The organism is Pseudomonas oryzihabitans (assembly GCF_024652905.1).
In the GTDB taxonomy this organism is placed as follows: Bacteria; Pseudomonadota; Gammaproteobacteria; order Pseudomonadales; family Pseudomonadaceae; genus Chryseomonas; species Chryseomonas benzopyrenica.
The window spans coordinates 34,741-53,056 of the sequence record NZ_CP102429.1 but is presented as its reverse complement, the minus strand read 5'-3'; the positions used below and the strand labels follow the sequence as shown (position 1 = coordinate 53,056).

The window sequence follows — 18,316 nt, the reverse complement described above, 5'->3', positions numbered from 1 at the left end:
GGGTCAAGCGCCGCGTGTCATGCGATAGTGGATCTTTCCTGCCACCAACGCTTCGGACCGTCGCCATGCCTGCACCCGCACCTTCCCTCAGCATTGGCCAGCTGGCTACCGCCACCGGCGTCAGCGTGCGCTCACTACGTCACTACGAGGCCCAGGGCCTGCTGGCGGCTGGCCGCGGTACCAATGGCTACCGGCACTTCTCGGCCAGCGCGGTGGCGCAGGTTCGGCAGCTGCAGCGCCTGCTTGGCGCCGGCTTCAGCTTGACGGAGATCCGCGGCTTCCCGGACTGCATGCGACTGATCGAGGGCGCCCAGGCCTGCCCGGAGACCTCGGCTGCCCAGCGCGAGCGCCTGGAGAACTTGGAGCGTCAGATCGGTGAACTGGAGAGCCGGCGCGCTCGCCTGCTGCAGATGCTTCGAGAGAGCGAAGGGCCTGGAGCTTAGGCCCGGCGGCGATCGCGTGCCGCCCGCTTCAAACCCGAGTGAAGAAAGGCCCGGCAGCATTCGCTGCGCCAGTTCACCCCTCTTCAGGGAGCAAATCAACGAACTGTTCCGTCGTGAGACAGGGACCATGGGGGCTGCACATCGAACACGACTGCTGCTTTCACCGGACGAACCTTAATGCAGATGACACGACTGATGGTTCTCCGCCCATGATCAATTCCCACACCGGAGATGCGAATGCCGAACAAAGCCTGGATTGAACACGCGTACCCGCTGCAGCAGCTGACTATCAAGCTGCAGGGCACTCGACATACCAGTCGGGCGGACCTCATTAGCCTGCTTGAGAGAGTTACTGCTCGTCTTAAAGCCGGCCAGATGGCAGGGGCCGAACACGACGATGATTTCGGTTACGCGTTCGAGTACAGAGACTCGGTACCTGGCCCGTCATTCTTCGAGGAAGAGGCCGAGCGCTCCTGACATCGGTAAGCGCGCTGAAAAGTAGGCGAGGGGAGGGGCAATCTCGCTGAACCTTTCTCTGGGCTCAACACGCCGCCTCAACGTACCGGATCTAATGACTTTTGGGACGATATCTGTGAATCGAACAAAACGCGGCCTCGCCGCCCTGGCGACAGCGGTTCTGATCGCCGGGTACGCACTCGCCGGCCTCTACTGGAACGGCAAGATCAGCTGGTCTCCTTTCCACCTGTTTTACGAGGCGCCTGTGCCTGGCTGGAGCGATTTTTTCGGGTGGATGCTGGCCGGCATCTGCTGGATCTGCCCTGCGGTTGTAATCGCTCTTGGGCTGCTCCACCTGGCTGGCAAAGCCTCCAGCGCTAAGCACTGCTCCCTTCCCCGAGCCTGACCGTCTGAAGCCCTGCCGCGCTGAATCCGCCGTGCACGGCGCCTGCAGGTGTCGAGCATTGATATCCGCCACCTCGTGCCGGCGGCCCTACCCAGATCGGGCAACTGGTCCGGGAGCGCGCCGGGGAAGCGGCTGCTATACCAGGCCGGGGCTACAAGCTTCCCGCAATCTCGATCAGCTGCCGCTGTGAGCGCCTAGACAGTAAGCAAGGGTTACCTGTGCGTGAGGGTTCCCATCGCTACTACCACCGCTGAGGTTCACCCCTTCGATGGGCGCAAATTGGCCATCGTCCGGCGGCCGCCTCGGGCACCATCAGGCATTAGGCGATCATCTACACCGGCCATAAGCTGTTAACCGATGCCTGCGGGCTGACTCAGGAACACATCATGAAGCTGGACGCGCTGAATAAATATCTTGAGGCTACCCAAGACCATTTGGGTGTTGAGGACCAACGCTATGGCGGCGGCTTCCGCGCAATCGTCGCGCACCGCTCGGCTGCCGATTTTCTATTCGACAAGCTCGAAGGCGGCGATTTCGACGGTACCGAAGCGCAAATCTTTCTCAATGAAAATCCATTATTCCCGTCAGCGACCGGCAAAACGCCTCAAGATGCGTTGCAGAAACTGAACGATAAGCTGGAGCTTCTTTATCAGTTTGAGCCTAATGCCGGCGTGTATAAGTGGACCGCGATCCCTCGCTTCAAACTGCAAGCTCAATATGACGCCGATCCAGGTGAAGACCGGACTTGGTATGACGTGTGCTGGAACGACGTTGTCGATGACTTGCAGTCAGATGCGCTCTATTTTTACGAGGACTGTAGAGATAGGTGCAGCGATGAAGTAAAGCGTGATCTGCACGCGTTGGTTACCTTCAAGTATGAAGGCATATTTGCCGGCCTGAAAATCGGTTGATCGTTCGAGTACAGCGCCTCGTGGCCAGGGCCATCGTTCTTTTACGACACGTCTTAGCGCGGCCGAAAAGCCAATGTAATTTAGATCGCCGCTGTTAGCGGCTTCGACGACGGAATAAAATATGAAACAGCCACCCTACATAGTTTTGATTATGGCGCCAATATTTAGTATTGGAAGCGTCTGGTTGGTTTATTCAAACGGCCTGGAGCTGGGATATAGCCCTGTTTACACTGCCCTGCTAACGGTTGGCGGCTGGGGCGGCGCTCTCTATTGTTGGTACACACGTCGCAAGGTGATAGCCAACCGCCTTCGCTTGGACATTCGGCCGAACTCCGCCCAAATAGTTGACAGTCCGGTCTTCCATCAGTGGTTTTCCACGCGTACTCACTTCCTAGGCGATCCCGCTGCCTTCAACAAACTGATCACGGAGGTGGCTAACCGGCCAGCTGTTAGTAAAGGACGGTTTATGTATCGGCGAGAGTCCGTCTACGTGCGACTTCACGCGGGCGAGTTAACCCTTACCGAGGTAGAGGCCGACCGTATAATGGAAATAGTCGAGAGCCATTTCATCGATCCAATCTTCGAGCTAGTTGAGGATGGCGATGCCGAAGTCAATCAGTCAGTGTCCATTAGTGCTTAGCACTGTTTATCGATCAAAGTTTTTTTGCGCTGCTCTTTGAGGTGTTCTGTGCGAAAGATGTGCACGATATTAGCGATGCTAATAACTACCGGGGCGCATGCCACGCCTGATCTGAATTACGCAACGCGGGTAGTATTGGTGACCGAGCTCAAGACTACCGTTGCAGGCACGCAGCTGGCATTTAAACGGCCAGGCGGATGCGTGCTCTCCGGTGTTGCGACTGACGCGAAGGTCGTCGACATCACCCAGAAGACCTGCGGAAATTCGACCACCAAAGTGAAAATGGTTGTCCCGCTGGAAAGGCAAAAGGCCTTTATCGACGCCGGCGGCGCTTGGCCGGAGTTCGATTGGATCAACGACGATCGCCTTAACTATCTGCTCTTCCCGGTCGAGCCTGAAGCTCCAGCACAGAAGACGTCCTAGCTTCTACGGCGAGATCGCCTGGATCGCAGACTCACCGCTCAAGTAGCATCTCAGCAAATGCTGTATAGGCTATCGCCGATTGGTACCCAACCTTGGAGAGCGTAATGGTGTAGTGGTCTACTGATTCCGGACACCCATTTAGGGCGAGAATGCTCGCCATAGAGAGGTGTCTGATGACCAAGCAACGTCGTTCCTTTACGCCCGAGTTCAAACGAGAGGCCGCCTGCCTGGTGCTCGATCAGGGCTACAGCCATATCGAAGCAGCTCGTTCACTGGGAGTGGTTGAGTCGGCCCTGCGCCGTTGGGTAAAACAGCTTCAAGAGGAGCGCGTGGGCGTTACCCCGAAGAGCAAAGCACTGACGCCCGAACAGCAGAAAATCCAGGAGCTGGAAGCCAGGATCGACCGACTGGAACGGGAGAAAGCGATCCTAAAAAAGGCTACCGCTCTCTTGATGTCGGACGAGTTCAATCGTACGCGCTGATAGACCAGTTAAGTGAGCGGGAGTCGGTGGAAGTGGTCTGTTCAGCCTTCGGCGTGGTGCGGTCTTGCTACTACGCCCATCGGCTTCGACGCTGCCGTGTTGATGCATGCCGCGTTGCACTGCGCAGTCAGGTTAACCAGCTGTTCAACCAGAGTCGAGGCTCGGCTGGCAGTCGCAGCATTCTGGGTATGCTGCGTGAGGATGGCGTCAGCATTGGCCGTTTTCATGTGCGTCGGTTGATGCGTGAGTTGGGCTTGGTCAGCAAGCAGCCAGGCTCGCACGCATACAAGCAGGCTACGGTTGAGCGACCAGATATCCCGAACCGGCTGAACCGCGAGTTCACCACTGAGCGCCCCAATCAGGTGTGGTGCGGCGACATCACCTACATCTGGGCACAAGGTCGCTGGCATTACTTAGCGGCGGTGTTGGATCTGCATACAAGACGAGTAGTCGGCTGGGCGATTTCTGCCAAGCCGGATGCTGAGTTGGTGATCAAGGCGCTGGACATGGCCTACGAACAGCGTGGCAAACCGCAGCAGGTACTGTTTCATTCCGATCAGGGCAGCCAATACGCTAGCCGCCTGTTTCGGCAACGGTTGTGGCGATATCGGATGGAACAGAGCATGAGCCGCCGGGGCAACTGCTGGGATAACTCGCCGATGGAGCGATTGTTCCGCAGTTTGAAATCGGAGTGGATTCCACAGACCGGTTACCTGACAGCTCAGGAGGCCCAACGGGACATCAGTCATTACCTGATGCACCGCTACAACTGGATCAGGCCGCATCAATTCAACGATGGGCTACCGCCTGCGGTGGCCGAAGAAAAACTTAACCCACTGTCCGGGATGGGTTGACCACTACAATGGCGGAGCAAGCAAAGGTGATCGCTTGGCGCGTTGAGTTTGAAAGCGGCGCCGTCGAATTGTGGCCGGCAGAAGAGTTCACTGGCATGCCTGGGTTCGGGCGTTGGGTGACCCCGCTGATCGCCGGCGGCGATACCATCGACCACTGTCCGGACCAAGCCGAAGACTGATCCCGGACGGTTGCGCTGCCTGTGCGGGTTCACGTCGACCTACCTGGAAGACCCGTATGCCGCGGGGAACGCCGGTATGTGTTCTCCGCGAGGGTCCTGGGTCGCGTCCCAGCGCCACCAGCCCGTCTTGCCGTACTCGCTGCAGTACCACTGTTCTTTCGTGCCGCGCCGTTCCAGGTACTGCGGCGTGGCCATGCCGAAGACCTCGAGCGCAAAATCCTGCTGCATATCGAGCAGCCAGAAGTCTGGGAAGACCGCGCACTCATCGGCGTCGTAACGCAGCGGCTTGTCGAACTTGCGCCCCTCATCCCGCAGCTTCTGCTCGACCTTGCCTTCCAGGTCTGAATCGAGCGGGATCCACTGCTCGCTCACCTGCATCAGCGCCACCTCGAGCACATCCGCCTGGTGGGCTTTACCCGGGCGCTGCGCGATTTGAGCGATAGCGATCACCCGGCTTCCCCTTCGCCAGGCGCCCAGCTCCCGTCCGAATCGGCGAGAGGCGGTTTCCCATACGGCAGGGGGCAGGTAGAGCGTTGGCATCCCGAATGGCCCAGTCACCGGCAATCTCTCCGGCGAGCCGCTGTGCCGCTCCTCGTCGTACCTGGCCAGGGGACTGACGACGACCAGCCGCCAGTTGCGTGAAGCCGCGTTCGTGGCGATCTCGCGGTTGGTGGCCTCGCGCCGCTTCTCTTTCTGAGCAGCCAGCAGCAGCACCTGGTCGAGCTTGATGCGAGGCGCTACCGACACCCGCCCGGCGCATTCGTGAAGCAGGTGAGAAACCAGCTCCCCATTACGCTTTCCCGCCATTGCCGGGTACCAGGTGGTGAGCCGGCTTTCCGACCAGAGAAGATGTAGCAGGCCCAGGAGCGTCATGGCCGGCTTCTTCACGCCCGGGGCGGCCGGCGGAGAGGGAGTCGCATCCGCAGCTTCCCCAGGCGCTTGCTGCCGTACGCCCCGGGCGAGCCTCACCTTCATACCCCCGTCGGCGGTTTCTTCCACCACGCCGACGGCATAGCCCTGCAGACCAGAGCGCTCGGGCGCTGCTGCATAGAAGCGACAGTCATTGGCATGCTCCGGGCCGCTGTGAGGGTAGCGGGCTAGGTGGTAGCCGTCCGATCCTTCGCGCAGCTTGATCGTCACCTTTCGCTCGCCGCTCCCAGGGCATCCGCACAGACCGTGTTCCCGGCCGTAGGCGCGTTCCAGGACGCGCTTCCAGGCCGCGGCGTACTGAGGATCCGTTTGGAACTCAGGGGAGTATGACTTCCCGCCCAGGGTGATCCGATAGCGGTTGTTGAGCATAGGCGTAGGCCTCCAAGCCAAGGTGGTAGCTATCTCCTCACCGCGGTCCGATAGCGGGTGTCGCCGGCCAGCCACGCTGAGGGAGAGATCCCTGTCAGTACAGCACGGCAGCCGCCTAGGCAAACGCCGGATTGAGCACGCTCCGGGCGTGAACCGCGCAGATTTGGCCGGCGGCCGGCAGTGACGCTAATCCCGGTACTGAAGACCCACGGCGGATCGGCAGTTGCGATGCTCCAGGCTGCCAGCCTTATACGGCCAGCAGACGCGGTCCTTCATGCTTGGCGTCTGGTGCACCACCGTGACCTTCGTCGGCTGCGGGGGCGCCTCTTCTGGCGCCAGGCTTCGAGGGGCTTCGCTGAAGCTCACCACGTTGTCGGCGCCCCGCGGCGTGAAGTTCCGGTCGTTGAAGACGGTCTGCTTGCCGATCGCCACTGCCGGCGGCTGGACGTTCGAGGGTGGGGTCGCCGCGGATGACGCATTTCCTTCCACGGGTGAAGGCGTAACGCGGCGGACCGTGCCGCGGACGGTATCGACCGGCTCTGGGGCAGGATGAGCTGCAGCCTCGGCGCGAAGGGCGGGGCGGTCAGTACCTACGGATGTCGATGGACCTGGCAGCGCCCGGCTGACCAGCTGCAGGGCAGCAAGTGTCGCGAGGCCGCCGACGGCAAGGCACACGACTAAAGCGACCGGCCGCGCCCTACGCGGCTTCTGCACCAGCCAGTCAGGCGCATCATCAGGCTCGGCACTCATTGCCATGTTCAAAAGTCCTTTTTCCTTCATCCAGGGTGGCCCCAGCGGTGCCGCTCTGCGGTGCTTGATCTCTTGGTGCCAGCGGTAAACTCCGCCGGCGCCTGTCATCGCCAATGAAGGCGATGACTAGGATTCTTCAGTGTATTCGTGCTGATCAACTAGCTCACGACGCTTTCGAAGTCGTTCTACTTTCGACCGGTTTGAACAAAAACATCATCACCATAATTGGCAAGAGAACTCCTGGTGCTGCCATAAGCAGCAGCCACCACGGATTATCTTCGAGCGCGGGCACTGCAGCCTGCCAAAGATAATCAGCAGCCGCGTGCCCCATTCGGCCGGTAAAGAAGAGGGCGATCATTGCAATAGGGAAAAGAATGACCGCAAGCGAGAGCCGGGTTGCTGTTTTCAGCGGCCTGATCATGGATGAACTTCAACTCCATATGCTCAATGATTGGCGTCGGCAATCGTCGACTGATACGCCCAAAGTACCAGGCTTGCCCTATGCAGCAAACGCCCCAGACCCGAGCGGCGCAGATCTGGGATCGAGCTGTAGGCTTGAGGAGCTTCCTCACCGTAGGCCGACGAACCCTTCTGGTGCCAGGGTAAACGCAGCTGGCGCCCAGACCTCGCCATCCTTCGATGTGCGGTCCCTGACAAGCGATAAGGTGCCCGGTGTTTGCGTTTTCCAGAAGGCCGCTAGCCTAGGAGGCGATTCCATCAGTATTGAGCGAGCGCAAGATGAACAGGCACCCCAAAGTCCTACAGGAACGATATGCGGAGCGGGAGCGTGCGGTTGCGGCCTTGGGCGACCGCGAGCAGATTGCCGCCGCCGATCTCGAGGGACTGGATTACTTGGGCCGGTTCAAGGTGGCCAACGAGCACTGGCACCTGTGTGACGCGTCTGCACGGAGCGCGCTGCTCGGTGACACCCATCATTTCGTCGCTTCCTGCGCACGCCTTCAGGAGTCGAACTGATGGATCACACGACACGGATCGCATTTCTCACCGAGCTACGAGACCTCCTCCAGCGATACGACGCGGAGATTTCTGTCGACTATGACGACTGCAGCGATTTCCATGGAGTCACCGGTGAAGCCATGAGTGTCAGCATGGGTAAAGCTGACCGGTTTCACGGTCGCCCAACTTTCACGCTGGGGGAGGGATGGGGGATAGAACCCGAGGGCTTGTCCCGACTGTTGGAATCCTCCGAGTGAGCATGATCCCGGCGCTGTGGAGTGCTCGACCAGCACCGTCAATCGGTGTTGGGTAGCAACGGCCTGAATCAGTCCTTCCAGAGATATTTTTTGCGCCAGCCGGGATAGAGTTCCTTCGTCAGGCAGTCGTCCTGAACGAACACCTGAGCACGTAGGTCGGCGTTCCTCTCGGCAAATTCCAGCAAGTCACGTGGAGCGCCATCTGCCTCTCGATAGATGGGAGGGTAGCCGTTTCGGGTCAGGATGTAGGTAGCCATAGCTTTGCCTTTTGTTGGTTCATAGGAGGGTGCTCTTGCAAGAGCGGCCGCAGGGTATGTAACTGGGGCGCCCCGTCAAGGGGAACGTGCTCAAGCTCAATTTGGGAGCAGCTGGGAGCAGCAACCGGCGACCTGCGCGGCTTGCATCGAGCCGCAGCCGGTACCGAGTTGCATTTTTAAAATGCTCGATAGCGTGGAACGGATCTCTCATCACTCTCGAGGCATTCGGAACATGGCTACCCAGAAGCACTTCGACGCCGCAGCCGAGCGGCTGCTTGGCGCATCGGCCTACCAGGGCCTGCTCGCATCCGGTTATTCGCGCCCGGACTTCTGCCGCGAAATCGCGCAGCTAGCGTTCATCGGTCACCTACCCGACTCGGCAAGCACACAGGACGATCTCGTGCTGATCCGCCAGGTCGCTGAACGGCTGTGGAAAGGCGTCGGCGATACTGGATTGGACGAGTAGGGGGCCTGGTAATGGACGACATCAAGAAAGCGGAGAGAAAGCGCTTCGAAGCGGCCACCCAGCAGGCGGATTGGAACGCGGTGGTGCAGGGCAACCCCACCAACACGGTGCCGGTCTGGATCTACTCGGTGAATCCGGAGCACGGCGCCCGGTTGGTTACACAGCTCTCGGTCGAGGGCTACCGCGCCGCGTGTCAGCGCGGCGGGCTGCCGCTGCCAAAGGGCATCCAGGCGTGGGACGTGCTGCAATACGCCCTGACCAACTACGAGGCGGCGAAGGATCACGCGGCGCGCCTGGCGCTGCACGAAGAGCTCGCTGGCGCCCTACTAGCCTACGCCAGCCACACCAAGACCTGGGGCATGCTTCCCCCGGTAGGCCAGGTGCAGGGCATCCACGTGGTGATCGGTGATTGGAACACCCGCAAGGCCGGCCGCGTGTTCAAGCCGGCTGCGGTCGTGGGGCGTGATCTGCTCAGCCGTCCGGACGTCGTCGCCCTCCTCGACCAGCTGATCGCGGCCCATACCGCGAAGCATCCGGCAGAAGGCCCCATCCGGGCCCGCTAGTCACCAGCTACCGGCAGATGGCTTCGCACGGCACCCCGTCGTGGTCGCCATCGATCCGGCTATTGCCGCAGTGCTGCAGCTGATACTTCGCCTCCGCACAGCTCGCCATCTGTCTGCAGGCCTTCAGCGGTGTGCAGCTGAAGGATCCCGCGGCGCTGGCGCCCTCCGATCCGCCAAATTGAGAAAAGGACGTGGGTCGCTTCGGCGGTACTGCCGCCGGCGGCTTGCCCTCTCCAGCTTGCGCGTCTTGACGCTGATCACGCGCGGCGTGGCGCCACTCCCACGGCGGTACCCGCTCCGCCTCCGGTAGCGCCCACAGGCCAAGTTTCTGCGCCTTGGCCTGTGCTTCCAGGTCCAGCAGCGATCGATCCTTCAGGTATTGGCAATAGACCCACGCGGCGCCCTGGCGCACCTGCTCGGCATTCACGTCCGTATTGCCCTGGTACACGCGGGCCACCCGGCGGCCATATCGATCAGTGTCCTGGATATCCAGGCGAACAGCCTTCGAAAAGACCATGGCCGCCAAGGACTGCTGGGCGCGATTGCCGTAGGGCTGTTTGCTCTCCGGGGTGTCGATTTCCGCAAGCCGGACCTTGATCTGCTGCTTGGCGGTGGTGAGGCACGTCAGGGTGTCGCCGTCGTGCACGCCCACCACGCGGCAGTCGATCGTTTCGGCTAAGGAGAGGGTAGGGAGGGTCAACGCAAGGGCTACTGCTAGCTGCCGAAGCATATGAGGTCTCAGATCCGTTGTAAGAGGGGAGGTCCGCTATCACCGGGCGGGCGCTGCCGCGTTTCCGTACTGCCAGCGACGCCGACGCGGGAGTGTAGCGGCGGTGCGGATGACTGGCAGGGTCTATGTGGGGCAGAAGCGGACAGAGGAGCGAAAGGTGGCTATAAGCGGCGGCGGGCTAGCGGCGGTGGCCACCGTCAGTGGCGGTACCGCCGGCGGCCATCTTCTTGCGGTTGGGGCGCTTATACGCGGGGATCTGGTGCTTCAGGCGCAGCTGTCTCACCTTGCTGTAGTGGACCCCGTGCCTCAGGCCGATCACTCGATCGCTATCGGTGCCCAGATCAGCCAGTAGCGCCTCGCTCAGCGGCTTTGCGTCCTGCAGCTTTGGAATGTCGCGCCGTTTGCGCTCGCGGTACACCAGGTCGTCAGGAATCCCGAACCGGTGAGCGAGTTCGGCGTCTCGCAACTTGCCCAGTAGCGGCACGGCCTCCGGGGGCAGTGTGTACACCCGCGGCGCCCGCTTCGCCGGATCCAGCCCCTGGCGCAGGCGCATCAGGTAGACCGCACGCCGGCTGATGCCGAGCCGCCTGGCGACGGTCGCATCGGGTTCCTGTCCAAGGAGGGCGAGGTTCTCCGGGCTCCACCGGAACAGCGTCTCGCGCTGGAAGCCGCCCTGCTTCAGGTCGTAGGGCGCGATGGCCAGCGACTGCCGCTTGCGCGCCACGGTCATTCGCGACATACCCCACCGGTCGCCCAGGGCGGTATCGCTCTCGGTGCCCAGCAAGGCAATCATCTCGTCCGTCCAGGTCTTCATCGGAACTCACAGCATCTGCAGCGCCAGCCAGTCTAGCGGCATGGCGCCAGGCGGACCACGGCAGGCCTTGCGTTTTCCGGATCGGTGAGAGGGTAGGCCATCACCTGATGGAGACCCGAATATGGTACCGGTTGAACAGCTCAAAGCCGCGGTGGAACAACTTCCGAAGTGGAGCCCGCAGATCACCAGTCAGGTAGGCTGGGTCAACTGGCGCCGCGGCTTCCAGATCAAGGCGCTCTGGTACGGGAATTGTTCGCTCCTGTGCTACCTCGACTTCAAGGACAGGGTCGCCCGGGACGACACCTTGGCCACTGCCTTCAGGCGGTTCGCCGCGCCCGGCGCCCGGCCGCGAAAGAGCGATGGCCATGGCTGGTCCTGCCTCGACTACTCGTTCCAGTCTGACCAGTTCGTGTCCATCAATGAGCTGGCGGAGATCGCGGACGCCAAGGGTTATGCGTACACCGTCCTGTACGTCCAGGAATGTGTGGGTGCTCGGCCGGTCTTCGCGACGCTGGGCATCCCCCTGGTACCGGGCGAGATGGGCAAGGAATGGGTGGGCGGCAAGTTCATTTCCTATGCCTGTCCCGCCGGCCAGAATCTGTAGTCGTCTGCCACGTCTGCTGCCTGATGGATAGCGGCCAGCACCGGGCGGCGCGGTACCCCAACGCCCGGCGGGCCGTAATCTGTAGTCGTACCCTGCGTCACCTGACGACCTGCTGCCGGCCATCCCGGCACTGCGCGGTATCATCGCGCCTCAACTCGTGAGGCGTGCGCAATGCTGGTGATCCATCTGGAAAGTGGTCGAGTAATCAACCTGGAGCGCTCGGTGAGTACCGTCAACGGGTACGGTATCTGGGAATACCATCGGAGCCAGAGCTCCAGCATGTGGGTGCCCGACTACACCCCCTACCGCCACCTCGCCGTCAAACCGCCGGACCCGGCCATTGGCCAGAAGGTCACCGTGGCTATCTGCAAGCTCGGCGCACCGGAGGAAGAGTGGAAGCCCTTCAGATCCGGGATCGCGGGATTCGACGGGATCTGAAAGCGGTCGCAGTAGGCGAGTCAGGCTACCCGGTGCGCCAGCTGCTGAGCCCCTCGCGGCTTGCGTATCTGAAGACCTATGGGACGTTGGTCAGCATCACTCAACGATGCTGACGGAGCTTCCCCATGCAGACCCCCAACACCCCTTCGACTCCGGCTCTGCCGCTACAGCTGTGCGTCCACCGCTATTACTCCAGAGCCGAAGACCCGGCCTTTCAGCAGCTGCTTGTGGTTTGGAACCAGGTGGCGCCGATCCTCGCTGCGGCGCCGGCCGGCACCATTGCCAAAGTCGACAGCGAGTCCCTGTTCGTTGCGCCGGTGGGTGGTGCTCTTGCGATGTTCCTGTCCGCAGACCTCACCCCAACGGCCGTCGACGGTAACATCTTCCGGCCTGAGGATTTCGACGGCATCGGCGCCGATGAATTTGCCGAACTGCAGAGTGCCTTGGAGCGCTGGATGGCTGCGCCAACGTACGACACGCCCTGCACCCCGTCTCACCTCGCAGACGTGCTCGCCGCTAACTACGGGGAGGCGGGAGCGCCACGTGAATGGCGGTGGTCGGGCGAGACCCTATAGGCCTTCAGTAGCAAGGCTTCACGCCTTGCGGTCCACCAGGGCAAGCAAGATTCGCATGCCCTGGAGACACCCCGCGCCAGTCGGTATAGCGGAAGTATCCCAGCCGGTATACTTCCGCTCTTGAAGCATCCCCTCCGGCGCCACATCACCGTTCATTCTGCCGATCCAAGACCTGCCCACTCGAAGATCCGGTCAATGAAAATCTCGGCTTCGCGTATCGAGACCCTGCAGCAGCTCGCTGATGTCCTCCAAGCGGCCGGCCACAATGTGCAGCACGCCATCGCGCGTCTCTACCGTTCCATCCACTCGCAGCAGCTGTGACGCCACCAGCTCCCGCCGCTGGCGCTCCGCCAGGGTGCGCCACACCACCACGTTCACCATCCCAAACTCATCCTCCAGTGTCACGAAGGTCACGCCGCTGGCGGTACCCGGCCGCTGTCGGCCGACTACTAGGCCAGCGACCCGGGCCGGCTGGCCGTGGCGCCGCTCCTTCAGCTCCTGCGAGCTCATCAGCCGCCGGGCCGACAGCTCCGGCCGCAGCAGGGTGAGAGGGTGCGGCCCCAGGGTGGTGCCTAGGGAGGCATAGTCCGAATAGAGGTCCTCACCCACGGTTGGCGCAACCAGCTCCTGGATCTCCTCCTCAACCACAGCGCCCTCGGCGAATAGGGGCAGCTGCGGCTCGATCGCGGCCATGGCCCAGCGCGCCTGGAATCGGTGCCCTGCGAGGCCCTTCAAGGCTCCCGCATCCGCCAGGCACTCCCGGGCCTTAGCATCAAGGCCTGCACGTAGGCACAGATCGGTAACATCGCGGAATGGCCGGTGCCGGCGGGCCTGCTCAACGGCGCGCCCGGCTTTCTCGGCCAGGCCTCGCACCATTCGCAATCCCATCCGGATAGCCGGCTGCGAGCTATCGGCGACTGGCTCGAGACTGCAATCCCAGTCGCTGCAGGTCACGTCTACCGGCAGGGTCTGCAACCGATGGCGCCGGGCGTCCTGCAGGATCTGGTCGGGGCTGTAGAAGCCCATGGGGTAGGAGTTGATCAGCGCCGCGGCGAAGGCGGCCGGTTCGTGACATTTGAGCCAGCAGCTGGCGTAGGTCAGCAGGGCGAAGCTGGCCGCATGGGATTCGGGAAAGCCGTAGCTGCCGAACCCCTCGATCTGCCGGAAAATGTCCGCGGCGTACTCGGCCGTGTAGCCGTTAATGAGCATGCGCGAGGTGAGTCGCTCCCGGTGCGGCTCCAGCCCGCCATGGCGCTTCCACGCCGCCATGCTGCGGCGCAGCTGATCGGCCTCGCCAGGGGTGTAGTCGGCGGCCAAGATGGCGAGCTCCATCACCTGTTCCTGGAACAGGGGCACACCCAGGGTCCGGCCGAAGACGCGCTCGAGTTTCGGCGGGTAGCTGATCTCCTCCTGACCGGTCCGCCGGCGCAGGTACGGGTGGACCATGCCACCCTGGATGGGGCCCGGGCGGACGATGGCCACCTCGATCACCAGGTCGTAAAAGGTCTGTGGCTTCAGCCGCGGCAGCATAGCCATCTGGGCACGTGACTCGATCTGGAACACCCCGAGCGTATCGGCCCGGCTAATCATCGCGTAGGTCGGCTTGTCCTCTTGAGGCACGGTAGCCAGGGTCAGCTCCTTACCCCGGTAGCCCCTCACCAGGTCGAAGCACCGGCGCAGGGCGCTGAGCATGCCCAGGGCGAGGATGTCGACCTTGAGCAGGCCCATCGCATCGAGATCGTCCTTGTCCCACTGGATGACGGTGCGTCCTTCCATGGCCGCGTTCTCGACCGGCACCAGGGTATCCAGCGTCTGGTCGGCGATGACGAAACCGCCCGGGTGCTGAGACAGGTGCCGCGGGAAACCGATTAGCTCGCCGGTGAGCACCAGGATCCGGTGAAGGAGGGGGCTATCAGGATCGAAGCCAGACTCGCGGAGGCGCTCCGGCGGCGGCAGATTGTCGGTCCAACGGCCGCAGCAGTCCGCCAGCGCGGTGATCTGGTCTGGGGGTAGGCCGAGGGCCTTGGCCACGTCGCGGACGGCACCCGCAGCGTGGTAGGTGGATACCACCGCGGTGAGGGCGGCGCGCTGGCGCCCATAGCGGCGGAAGATGTACTGGATGACCTCTTCCCGGCGGTCATGCTCGAAGTCGACGTCGATGTCTGGTGGCTCATCGCGCTCGTGGCTGATGAAGCGCTCGAACAGTAGGTTGATCCGGGTCGGATCCAGCTCGGTGATGCCCAGGGCGAAACAGACTGCAGAGTTGGCGGCCGAGCCGCGCCCCTGGCAAAGGATCCCCTGCTGCCGGGCGAAGCGGACGATGTCGTGCACCGTCAGGAAGTAACTCTCATATGCCTTGTCGGCGATCAGCTGCAGCTCCTTTTCGATCTGGGCACGTAGTCGAGCCGATAGGCCTTCGGGCCAGCGCCAGGCGCAACCCTCCTCGGTGAGAACACGCAACCAGCTGGTGGCGGTGTGTCCTTCCGGTACCACCTCACTAGGGTATTGGTAACGGAGCTCCGCCAGGCTGAAGGTGCAGCGCTCTGCAATACGTAGGGTCTCCTCCAGCAGCTCGGGCGGATAGCACCGCGCCAAGGCCTCACGGGTCCGTAGGTGGCGCTCGCCATTCGGGAAGAGCAGCTGGCCGGCTTCCGCCACCTGGACGTGATGACGGATGGCGGTGATCGTGTCCTGCAGGGCCCGGCGCCCGCGGCAGTGCATGTGCACGTCACCGGTAGCCACCAGCCCTACGCCCAAGGCCGCACCCAGCCCCTGCAGCTGCTGCAGCCGTACCTGGTCGTCTTGATCGAAGTGGAGCTCGGCGGCAATCCACAGCCGGCCGGGGAAAACCTGCAGCAACCAGCGCACCGACTCCGCCTCTGCGTGCCGATCCGGTACCCAGAGCGCGACAAGGCCAGCGACCTGGTCGAGGTCCTCGCGCAGCAGCCGGTAGCTGCCCTTGTCCGCGCGCCGACGGGCCAGGGTGATCAGCCGGCACAGCTGCTGGTAGCCCCGCAGGTCTTCCACCAGCAGCACGAGCTTGGGGCCCTGGGCGACCTGGAACTCCGCGCCCACGATCAGCCGGACGCCATGCTTCTCCGATGCCTGCCAGGCGCGCACTATGCCGGCGAGAGTGCACTCGTCGGTGATGGCCAACGCCTCATAGCCCATGACCCTGGCACGCTCGAATAGCTGATCGACGCTGGAAGCACCGCGCTGGAAGCTGAAGTTCGACAGGCAGTGCAGCTCCGCATAGCCGGGTGTCACGCGAACCACCCCTGCACCCACCAGCCTGACCCTTCCGCCGGAGACTGGAAGGCCCAGGCCGTACGCCCGTCGGCGAGCTCGAGCACGTAGTAGTCCCGACGGGCATCCTCGCCGTCCCACCAACCGCTCTCGATACGCTCAGGCCCGCTCAGGACCCGTGACTGGTCGACATCCAGGGGCTCCGGCGCCGGTAGCAGCCAGCCAGGCCGTCGATTTGGTCCCAATGCCTGGAGCGCCAGCGAAGGCGTGTCGCGCCGCCAGGCCCGCTCCGGCCGGTGATCGCCCTGCGCGCCCACCGCATAGACCGCGTCGTCGCCAAGGCGAGAACGCAGCCGCTCGCGCAGCTGCTCCCAGCTCACCGTCTGTTGCGGGCGCTCATCGAAGAGGCCGCGGTGCTGAGGGACGAACGAGGGCAGTTCGTCAGCGACCAGGCCGATCGCGAGTACCGGCTCCACCACCTGGGTGGGCTCCAGGCGCCCCCGGGCAAATTCGAACAGCAGCGCAGGGTCACGCTCCGGGGCGAGTAAGCCAACCACCACCTCCGTGGTCGGCGCCTCCCTATGCTCCAGCCGCAGGGTGAAGCGCTGGGCGCCCATGTCCCGGCCGGCCAGGTAGGTGGCCAGGTCCGAGGTCAGGCGACGCAGCGGGAACAGCAGGGCCTGGGTCGACTCGACTTCGAAGTTGAGCTCGATCCGCAGCCTGAAGGTGGTAGGAGGCAGGAAAAACTCCAGGGGCAGGACCTTGCTGCCCAGCATCTGATCGAGGTGATTGAGCAGACTCAGCGGAAAGCGCCGGGCGAGCTGCGCCCGGGGCAGCGCCAGTACCTGGCTGAGCTGCCGAAGCCCCATGCGGCTCAAGGCCTGGACGATCTCCGGCTCGAAGCCCAGAAGCGCCACCGGCAGCGTGCGCATAGCGCTGGCAAGGCCTGCATCGTCCCGAACCGCCAGGGTGTCGCCGGCGTTGGCCAACACCCGGGCGGCGACTGGGTTGGGTGCCAGGGTGATCCGGTGGCCGAAGCCCAGCGCCGTGAGCTCCTGGCGCAGCCTCGCTTCAAATCTTGGCCAGGGCCCGAAGAGCGGCAGGCTCGACTGCACCTCGAGCACCAGGGCGTCGGCGAAATGCAGGCTCACTTGCGAGCTGAACCCATAGGCCCAGGCCGCCAGCAGCTCGTGCTGGTGCCGTAGCGCCGCTTCGTCGTACTCCACCGTCGCAAGCTGCGGGCAGATCGCCTGGGCAGCGGTGTAGGTCATCTCCGGCCGGAGGCCGAGCGCCAACGCCGCCGGGTTCGCCGCCTTGATGATCCGGCGTTGTATCGGCCCGTGGAGCAGTACCAGGGGTTCGTCCGGGTCAGGACAATTGCGCAGTACACCGTCCAGCGCGAACTGCGGGAAGAAGATGCAGGCCCATTTCATGGCAGTCGTCCCTCAATGCCAGACCCGATGCGCCAGCGCCGTCGCCGGTGGATTGCCGCCACGGCACTTGAGCACTCGAAGCTGCTGAGGCGAGCCCTCGAGCACCAGGCGTAGCGCCGCCGGTGAAGCATTGACGGCTTCCCGCTGGTGGCGGAACGCGAATGCCAGGGTCTGTCCGGTCTCTGCAGCCACCTGCAGCCGGCGCAGCGCGCGATCGTCCGCACGGCTGGGCCAGCAGAGCACCGCGCCACAGCTACCGGAGCGCAGGCACTGCTCTGCGGCCCACAGCACGTCTTTGCCTTGGACCTGGATGACGCTCAGCCGGCCGAGGTCGACGCCGGCCTGCAGCCAGGCATGCGGGTAGAGCAGATACGGGGGAGCGATCAGCACAACGCGTTCGCCGGCAGCAGTGAGGCGCGCCAGCGTTGGCCACACGAGGGTCAGCTCACCTAGGCCCGGTCGGGCGCTCAAGATTTCGGTGAGCGCTGCATCAGGCCACCCGCCGAGCGGCAGTTGGGCATCGAGCGCCGAATGTCCGGTTGGCTGAGTGCTGGCGTCGTCGACGTGCGGACTTTGCCCGCGCCACACACGGCGACTGTCGAGCAGAGAGTCGAGCGCAACGACATTGGTGGCCGCGTTATCCATGCTGCACCCCCGTCGGCGCCGACGGCGAGCTGCCGCGCTCGGTGAGCATGACTTGCAGCTGCGCACGCAGTTTGAACAGATCTGCATGCAGGACGGAGTTCATCGACTCCAGGCGCAGGATATGACGCTGGGCACGCGAGAGGGGATCGTCGCGGTCGTCCGGAATGAGCCGGTCACCCCGGGGCACGTGGCGCTGGTTCTCTTCCTGTACGAACTGGACGTAGCGCAGTCGGTGGCGCTGCACCTCGGCTTTGAAGGCGTCACGTTCTGCAACGAGGTTGTCGCGCTCGGCGACCAGGACCCGATTAGCACGCTGGGCTTGCCCCAGGCACTGACGTACCTGGTCGAGCTCCTCGGTCAGCAGATCCACGAGATTGCGGCAGTACGTCAGCTCCGTGGGGCGGAACAGGGACTGCTGCTGTTCGAAGCTGTCCTGCTCATCACCAAGCATGTCCATAGCGGCCCACCTGCTCAATCCCTGACGCCAT

Annotated in this window: 22 protein-coding genes; 12 read left to right on the top strand and 10 right to left on the bottom strand. The window is 63.1% G+C overall.

Annotated elements, in window-relative coordinates; genetic code table 11:
- Positions 1-65 precede the first annotated feature (65 nt).
- From NRG74_RS22815 to NRG74_RS22790, 6 genes are all read left to right on the top strand, one after another.
- Positions 66-443 (top strand): MerR family transcriptional regulator, encoded by a 378-nt coding sequence (locus tag NRG74_RS22815; protein WP_257706658.1) that lies wholly within the window; start codon positions 66-68, stop codon positions 441-443.
- A 237-nt stretch (positions 444-680) separates the two neighbouring features.
- Positions 681-920, top strand: a complete 240-nt coding sequence (locus NRG74_RS22810) for a hypothetical protein (RefSeq protein ID WP_257706657.1) — start codon at positions 681-683, stop codon at positions 918-920.
- A gap of 771 nt (positions 921-1,691) precedes the next feature.
- On the top strand, positions 1,692-2,216 hold the full coding sequence (locus NRG74_RS22805; RefSeq protein ID WP_257706656.1) for a hypothetical protein: 525 nt from the start codon (positions 1,692-1,694) through the stop codon (positions 2,214-2,216).
- Positions 2,217-2,994: 778 nt separating this feature from the next.
- On the top strand, positions 2,995-3,279 hold the full coding sequence (locus NRG74_RS22800; protein WP_138956554.1) for a hypothetical protein: 285 nt from the start codon (positions 2,995-2,997) through the stop codon (positions 3,277-3,279).
- A 173-nt stretch (positions 3,280-3,452) separates the two neighbouring features.
- A protein-coding gene (locus tag NRG74_RS22795) for an IS3 family transposase (RefSeq protein ID WP_181126034.1) occupies positions 3,453-4,615 on the top strand; the annotation gives its coding sequence in 2 pieces (ribosomal slippage) (positions 3,453-3,708 and positions 3,708-4,615; 1,164 coding nt in all).
- A gap of 26 nt (positions 4,616-4,641) precedes the next feature.
- Positions 4,642-4,794 carry a hypothetical protein gene (locus NRG74_RS22790; protein ID WP_257706655.1) on the top strand — a complete coding sequence of 51 codons (153 nt, stop codon included), beginning with the start codon at positions 4,642-4,644 and terminating at the stop codon, positions 4,792-4,794.
- Positions 4,795-4,833: 39 nt separating this feature from the next.
- Here NRG74_RS22790 and NRG74_RS22785 read toward each other — a convergent pair whose 3' ends face one another.
- The 3 genes from NRG74_RS22785 to NRG74_RS22775 all read right to left on the bottom strand — a co-directional run bounded on the left by NRG74_RS22785 (position 4,834) and on the right by NRG74_RS22775 (position 7,264).
- A complete protein-coding gene (locus tag NRG74_RS22785) occupies positions 4,834-6,093 on the bottom strand; it encodes a DUF1173 domain-containing protein (protein ID WP_257706654.1) in 1,260 nt (419 codons plus the stop codon).
- A gap of 186 nt (positions 6,094-6,279) precedes the next feature.
- The gene (locus tag NRG74_RS22780; protein WP_257706653.1) at positions 6,280-6,849 is read right to left on the bottom strand and encodes a hypothetical protein; all 570 of its coding nucleotides are present in this window, start codon (positions 6,847-6,849) and stop codon (positions 6,280-6,282) included.
- Between the two features lie 157 nt (positions 6,850-7,006).
- Positions 7,007-7,264 (bottom strand): hypothetical protein, encoded by a 258-nt coding sequence (locus tag NRG74_RS22775; protein ID WP_093257852.1) that lies wholly within the window; start codon positions 7,262-7,264, stop codon positions 7,007-7,009.
- Between the two features lie 317 nt (positions 7,265-7,581).
- Here NRG74_RS22775 and NRG74_RS22770 point away from each other — a divergent pair, with 317 nt between their 5' ends.
- Complete coding sequence (locus tag NRG74_RS22770) at positions 7,582-7,818, top strand: hypothetical protein (protein ID WP_257706652.1); 237 nt, start codon at positions 7,582-7,584, stop codon at positions 7,816-7,818.
- 307 nt (positions 7,819-8,125) lie between these two features.
- Here NRG74_RS22770 and NRG74_RS22765 read toward each other — a convergent pair whose 3' ends face one another.
- Positions 8,126-8,314, bottom strand: coding sequence for a hypothetical protein (locus tag NRG74_RS22765; RefSeq protein WP_257706651.1), 189 nt, complete (start codon positions 8,312-8,314; stop codon positions 8,126-8,128).
- A gap of 232 nt (positions 8,315-8,546) precedes the next feature.
- On the opposite strand from NRG74_RS22765, the gene NRG74_RS22760 reads away from it, so the two are divergent.
- Together NRG74_RS22760 and NRG74_RS22755 are read left to right on the top strand one after the other, a co-directional pair.
- On the top strand, positions 8,547-8,780 hold the full coding sequence (locus NRG74_RS22760) for a hypothetical protein (protein WP_257706650.1): 234 nt from the start codon (positions 8,547-8,549) through the stop codon (positions 8,778-8,780).
- An 11-nt stretch (positions 8,781-8,791) separates the two neighbouring features.
- Entirely contained in the window at positions 8,792-9,343 is a 552-nt protein-coding gene (locus tag NRG74_RS22755; RefSeq protein ID WP_257706649.1) for a hypothetical protein, read from the top strand.
- A 7-nt stretch (positions 9,344-9,350) separates the two neighbouring features.
- On the opposite strand, the gene NRG74_RS22750 is transcribed toward NRG74_RS22755, so the two are convergent.
- Entirely contained in the window at positions 9,351-10,073 is a 723-nt protein-coding gene (locus NRG74_RS22750; RefSeq protein ID WP_437181206.1) for a thermonuclease family protein, read from the bottom strand.
- 178 nt (positions 10,074-10,251) lie between these two features.
- The gene (locus NRG74_RS22745) at positions 10,252-10,887 is read right to left on the bottom strand and encodes a hypothetical protein (RefSeq protein WP_074585291.1); all 636 of its coding nucleotides are present in this window, start codon (positions 10,885-10,887) and stop codon (positions 10,252-10,254) included.
- Positions 10,888-11,008: 121 nt separating this feature from the next.
- On the opposite strand from NRG74_RS22745, the gene NRG74_RS22740 reads away from it, so the two are divergent.
- The 3 genes from NRG74_RS22740 (at position 11,009) to NRG74_RS22730 (ending at position 12,504) form a co-directional block, all read left to right on the top strand.
- Positions 11,009-11,491 (top strand): hypothetical protein, encoded by a 483-nt coding sequence (locus tag NRG74_RS22740; protein WP_257706647.1) that lies wholly within the window; start codon positions 11,009-11,011, stop codon positions 11,489-11,491.
- A gap of 171 nt (positions 11,492-11,662) precedes the next feature.
- A complete protein-coding gene (locus tag NRG74_RS22735; protein WP_007162497.1) occupies positions 11,663-11,929 on the top strand; it encodes a hypothetical protein in 267 nt (88 codons plus the stop codon).
- 125 nt (positions 11,930-12,054) lie between these two features.
- Positions 12,055-12,504 (top strand): hypothetical protein, encoded by a 450-nt coding sequence (locus tag NRG74_RS22730; RefSeq protein WP_257706646.1) that lies wholly within the window; start codon positions 12,055-12,057, stop codon positions 12,502-12,504.
- Between the two features lie 192 nt (positions 12,505-12,696).
- On the opposite strand, the gene NRG74_RS22725 is transcribed toward NRG74_RS22730, so the two are convergent.
- From NRG74_RS22725 to NRG74_RS22710, 4 genes are read right to left on the bottom strand one after another with little or no spacing between them, the layout of a single operon-like run.
- A complete protein-coding gene (locus tag NRG74_RS22725; RefSeq protein ID WP_068383176.1) occupies positions 12,697-15,771 on the bottom strand; it encodes an error-prone DNA polymerase in 3,075 nt (1,024 codons plus the stop codon).
- Positions 15,768-17,183, bottom strand: a complete 1,416-nt coding sequence (locus NRG74_RS22720) for a Y-family DNA polymerase (protein ID WP_257706645.1) — start codon at positions 17,181-17,183, stop codon at positions 15,768-15,770. The genes NRG74_RS22725 and NRG74_RS22720 overlap by 4 nt, the downstream gene beginning before the upstream one ends.
- 12 nt (positions 17,184-17,195) lie before the next feature.
- Complete coding sequence (imuA, locus tag NRG74_RS22715; RefSeq protein WP_007162493.1) at positions 17,196-17,828, bottom strand: translesion DNA synthesis-associated protein ImuA; 633 nt, start codon at positions 17,826-17,828, stop codon at positions 17,196-17,198.
- Positions 17,821-18,285, bottom strand: coding sequence for a hypothetical protein (locus NRG74_RS22710; protein WP_115947129.1), 465 nt, complete (start codon positions 18,283-18,285; stop codon positions 17,821-17,823). Before NRG74_RS22710 ends, imuA begins: the two co-directional genes overlap by 8 nt.
- Positions 18,286-18,316: the final 31 nt, after the last annotated feature.

Coding starts and splice junctions, on each gene's coding strand:
- imuA (WP_007162493.1), bottom strand. CDS start 17,828: ATGGATAACGCGGCCACCAATGTCGTTGCGCTCGACTCTCTGCTCGAC.
- NRG74_RS22735 (WP_007162497.1), top strand. CDS start 11,663: ATGCTGGTGATCCATCTGGAAAGTGGTCGAGTAATCAACCTGGAGCGC.
- NRG74_RS22720 (WP_257706645.1), bottom strand. CDS start 17,183: ATGAAATGGGCCTGCATCTTCTTCCCGCAGTTCGCGCTGGACGGTGTA.
- NRG74_RS22815 (WP_257706658.1), top strand. CDS start 66: ATGCCTGCACCCGCACCTTCCCTCAGCATTGGCCAGCTGGCTACCGCC.
- NRG74_RS22780 (WP_257706653.1), bottom strand. CDS start 6,849: ATGGCAATGAGTGCCGAGCCTGATGATGCGCCTGACTGGCTGGTGCAG.
- NRG74_RS22740 (WP_257706647.1), top strand. CDS start 11,009: ATGGTACCGGTTGAACAGCTCAAAGCCGCGGTGGAACAACTTCCGAAG.
- NRG74_RS22750 (WP_437181206.1), bottom strand. CDS start 10,073: ATGCTTCGGCAGCTAGCAGTAGCCCTTGCGTTGACCCTCCCTACCCTC.
- NRG74_RS22730 (WP_257706646.1), top strand. CDS start 12,055: ATGCAGACCCCCAACACCCCTTCGACTCCGGCTCTGCCGCTACAGCTG.
- NRG74_RS22745 (WP_074585291.1), bottom strand. CDS start 10,887: ATGAAGACCTGGACGGACGAGATGATTGCCTTGCTGGGCACCGAGAGC.
- NRG74_RS22760 (WP_257706650.1), top strand. CDS start 8,547: ATGGCTACCCAGAAGCACTTCGACGCCGCAGCCGAGCGGCTGCTTGGC.
- NRG74_RS22755 (WP_257706649.1), top strand. CDS start 8,792: ATGGACGACATCAAGAAAGCGGAGAGAAAGCGCTTCGAAGCGGCCACC.
- NRG74_RS22775 (WP_093257852.1), bottom strand. CDS start 7,264: ATGATCAGGCCGCTGAAAACAGCAACCCGGCTCTCGCTTGCGGTCATT.
- NRG74_RS22805 (WP_257706656.1), top strand. CDS start 1,692: ATGAAGCTGGACGCGCTGAATAAATATCTTGAGGCTACCCAAGACCAT.
- NRG74_RS22810 (WP_257706657.1), top strand. CDS start 681: ATGCCGAACAAAGCCTGGATTGAACACGCGTACCCGCTGCAGCAGCTG.
- NRG74_RS22765 (WP_257706651.1), bottom strand. CDS start 8,314: ATGGCTACCTACATCCTGACCCGAAACGGCTACCCTCCCATCTATCGA.
- NRG74_RS22785 (WP_257706654.1), bottom strand. CDS start 6,093: ATGCTCAACAACCGCTATCGGATCACCCTGGGCGGGAAGTCATACTCC.
- NRG74_RS22710 (WP_115947129.1), bottom strand. CDS start 18,285: ATGGACATGCTTGGTGATGAGCAGGACAGCTTCGAACAGCAGCAGTCC.
- NRG74_RS22770 (WP_257706652.1), top strand. CDS start 7,582: ATGAACAGGCACCCCAAAGTCCTACAGGAACGATATGCGGAGCGGGAG.